We start from the raw sequence: 2810 nt of genomic DNA on the forward strand, positions 1-2810 counted from the left end.
GCCACCCCTGTGTCTGTTTTTCTTCGCATAGGTCTTGCATGTGTGGGTGATCACACTGTTGATTGGTACCTGTCCCAGATCGAAAGATCTGCCGAGGGTCGCTAGCCCGTCGGTTATCGGAGACGAACCGGGCGCGATCGCGTTCCGACTGACTCAATCAACAGCCTGTTAACTCCGCTCCGTGGAGTGGCCAGCGAGACTTGATCGCTGTCTTGGAGCTTTGTCATGAACCACGACCCATTTGCCCCACCTGCCGCCCATCCCAATGCGTCTCCAACCAGCTCCTCAACGGCCTATTCGACTGGCGTGGGCGTTGACGACCAAGCGACCGATTTGATCCAAACCAGCGTTTGGAAAAAGGTCGCGATCGGTGCGGTTGTCACTCCTGTGATCGTCGGAGGCATGATCCGAAGGTTCAAAGTTCGAAATGCAGAAAAGCAGTTTGAATTTGATCCGGTCGCCATCGGACTTCTGCTGGTACTGTCCTCGATCGTAGGCGGGTTGCTGGGGGGCTTGCTGGCGTGGAAAGACCGCGTTGAATATCGCCGAGCAAACGATTTGCCGATTGGTTTCGCCTCCAAACTGCTGTTCGGCTACGGCATCATTTCGTTGGTTCTGGTGTGGGTCCCGATTGTGATTTTGGGGACGTTGATTGTCGTGCTGTTGACCGTGTAGACAACGAAACGCAAAGCGAGCGTGACATCTCGCGGTTGAAAAAGCCCTTGTACGCAGGGGCGTGAACCAGTTGACCGCGTGACACGGATGGTTGAGGCCTTCTTTTCTCAGAGGCCTATTCATGATCGTGTCATCTATCGCTGCGTCAAAACTGCACGCCCGAGTGAATTCGCAGGGCCCAGCGCAACCACCGGCGAGATGGCGTGAAAGCGCGCCGGCAGCGAAATCTTCTGAAACCCAAAAGCCAAAATCGGATCGCGAAGAGGCGCTCGCAAAAGAGCCGATTGTCACTCGCCTTCGCGCGTGGGGACGCGAAGCGTTGGACGAGATGCCGTCCTGGTTGGTCAGCTTGGTGGTCCACCTCGCGGTCTTGCTGGGACTGGCTTTGATCAGCCGTTCCGTCAACCAATCCGACCGCATTGAACTGCTGTTCGGCCAATCGGACGATTCAGCCGCCGGCGAACTGACTGAATTTTCAATTGCGCCGGTGGCATCCATGGAAACATTCGAAACGTCGCTCATGGACGACCGTGTCAAGATCGCGGAAAGGGATTCGGTTGAAGTGTTGGAAGGCGGAATCGACATGTTCTCGTTGGTGCCCAAACTGGACGCGAGCCTGTTTGCCCCAACGGCTTCGACTCCGTCTTCGATCAAGCCCGAGAATATGTTCGAAGGACGTCGCGGTGCGATGAAGCAGCGATTGCTGAGGATGCATGGCGGCAACCAAGGGACCGAAGACGCTGTCACAGCAGGCTTGGCGTGGTTGAAACGGCAACAACTCCGCAACGGGAGTTGGAGTCTGCATGGACCCTACGCCAACGGGGCTCGAGGTGAGAACCAAACCAGTGCCACCGCGATGGCGATGCTGGCCTTCATGGGCGCGGGCAGCACACACCGTGGCGGCCCGTACCAGAAAGAACTGCTCCGTGCTGCCCGCTGGTTGGTCGCGAAACAGGATCGACAGGGTTTTCTAGCCGGATCGGAGATGGGTCACGAACGAATGTACTCACAGGCTCAAGCCACCATCGCGCTCTGTGAACTTTATGCGATGACCGGAGATTCGTGGATTCGCCCCTACGCACAATCCGCCTGCGATTTCGCGGTTGCATCCCAGTCGCCGCAGGGAGGATGGCGGTACCAACCTCGAATGGACAGCGACACATCCGTCACCGGTTGGTTTGTCATGGGACTGAAGAGCGGTGATTCAGGTGGACTGGAAGTGGATCCGTACATTTGGCCTAAGATTGAAGATTACTTCGATTCCGTTAGCCAGGGTTACTCAGGCGGCTATTCCTACATGCCAAACGTCCCTCCTTCTCCAGCGATGACCGCGGAAGGCGTCTTGTGTCATCAGTATCTCGGGCGGGAACGCAACATGCCCGGGATGGCCCCAAGCCTCACAACCTTGGTGACAGATCACTTGATCAATACGAACGAAGCCGACGTTTACTATTGGTACTACGCGACGCAAGCCTTGCATCACTACGGCGGACCATTGTGGAAACAATGGAACGCAGAAATGAAAGCGACTCTGCCAGCTCGCCAAGAAAAACGCGGCCGTGAACGCGGAAGTTGGTCACCAAGCGGCGACGCATGGGGGCGCTACGCCGGCCGGTTGTATACAACATGTTTGTCGATCTATTGCTTGGAAGTTTACTATCGTCACTTGCCTCTGTACGACCACACGGAACTTGAATGACGGGAAGGTTCAACCGAAACGGGTGAGCGACCAAACAATCCGAGCCAGCCGGATCACTTGGTTGCGGCAAGGCAGTACAGCGATTGATCGCTTCACAGAGTTTGATCAATCGAGTTCGCACACGGTCCGGCTCAAAGGCTCGGATGACGACGTCGGGCTCGGAAGCGACGCCTTCCAAGCGAAACGATCACGGTTGCTCGATCAGAGCGAGGGACGTTTGTCGGATTTGCTTGAGTTGTGGGCCGAATGACGAGGGCCTGTTGGAGACCTTCCGGCAAGCCTCTTCGTGTAGCAAAAGGGCTTCGACAAGATGATACCTAGGCGATGGGTTGATCGTTTGGCTCTGATATTGCTGTGCTTCCTACTGAACCTCCTACGACTTCTGTGATCGTTCCAAGTCTTGTCCGTCAAGCTCTGAATCACCTTTCGATTGATA

The 2810-nt window shown here is 55.9% G+C and carries 3 protein-coding genes; all 3 read left to right on the forward strand.

Annotated features, from left to right (window positions below; all coding sequences use genetic code 11):
* Nucleotides 1-225 precede the first annotated feature (225 nt).
* The 3 genes from ACF8AM_RS07095 to ACF8AM_RS07105 all read left to right on the forward strand — a co-directional run bounded on the left by ACF8AM_RS07095 (nucleotide 226) and on the right by ACF8AM_RS07105 (nucleotide 2624).
* Nucleotides 226-675 carry a hypothetical protein gene (locus ACF8AM_RS07095; RefSeq protein WP_392554959.1) on the forward strand — a complete coding sequence of 150 codons (450 nt, stop codon included), beginning with the start codon at nucleotides 226-228 and terminating at the stop codon, nucleotides 673-675.
* 121 nt (nucleotides 676-796) lie between these two features.
* Nucleotides 797-2374, forward strand: coding sequence for a prenyltransferase/squalene oxidase repeat-containing protein (locus ACF8AM_RS07100; protein WP_392554960.1), 1578 nt, complete (start codon nucleotides 797-799; stop codon nucleotides 2372-2374).
* Between the two features lie 22 nt (nucleotides 2375-2396).
* Nucleotides 2397-2624 (forward strand): hypothetical protein, encoded by a 228-nt coding sequence (locus ACF8AM_RS07105; RefSeq protein ID WP_392554961.1) that lies wholly within the window; start codon nucleotides 2397-2399, stop codon nucleotides 2622-2624.
* Nucleotides 2625-2810: the final 186 nt, after the last annotated feature.

Origin of the sequence: Rhodopirellula sp. JB055 (assembly GCF_043100905.1) — a bacterium.
GTDB lineage: Bacteria > Planctomycetota > Planctomycetia > Pirellulales > Pirellulaceae > Rhodopirellula.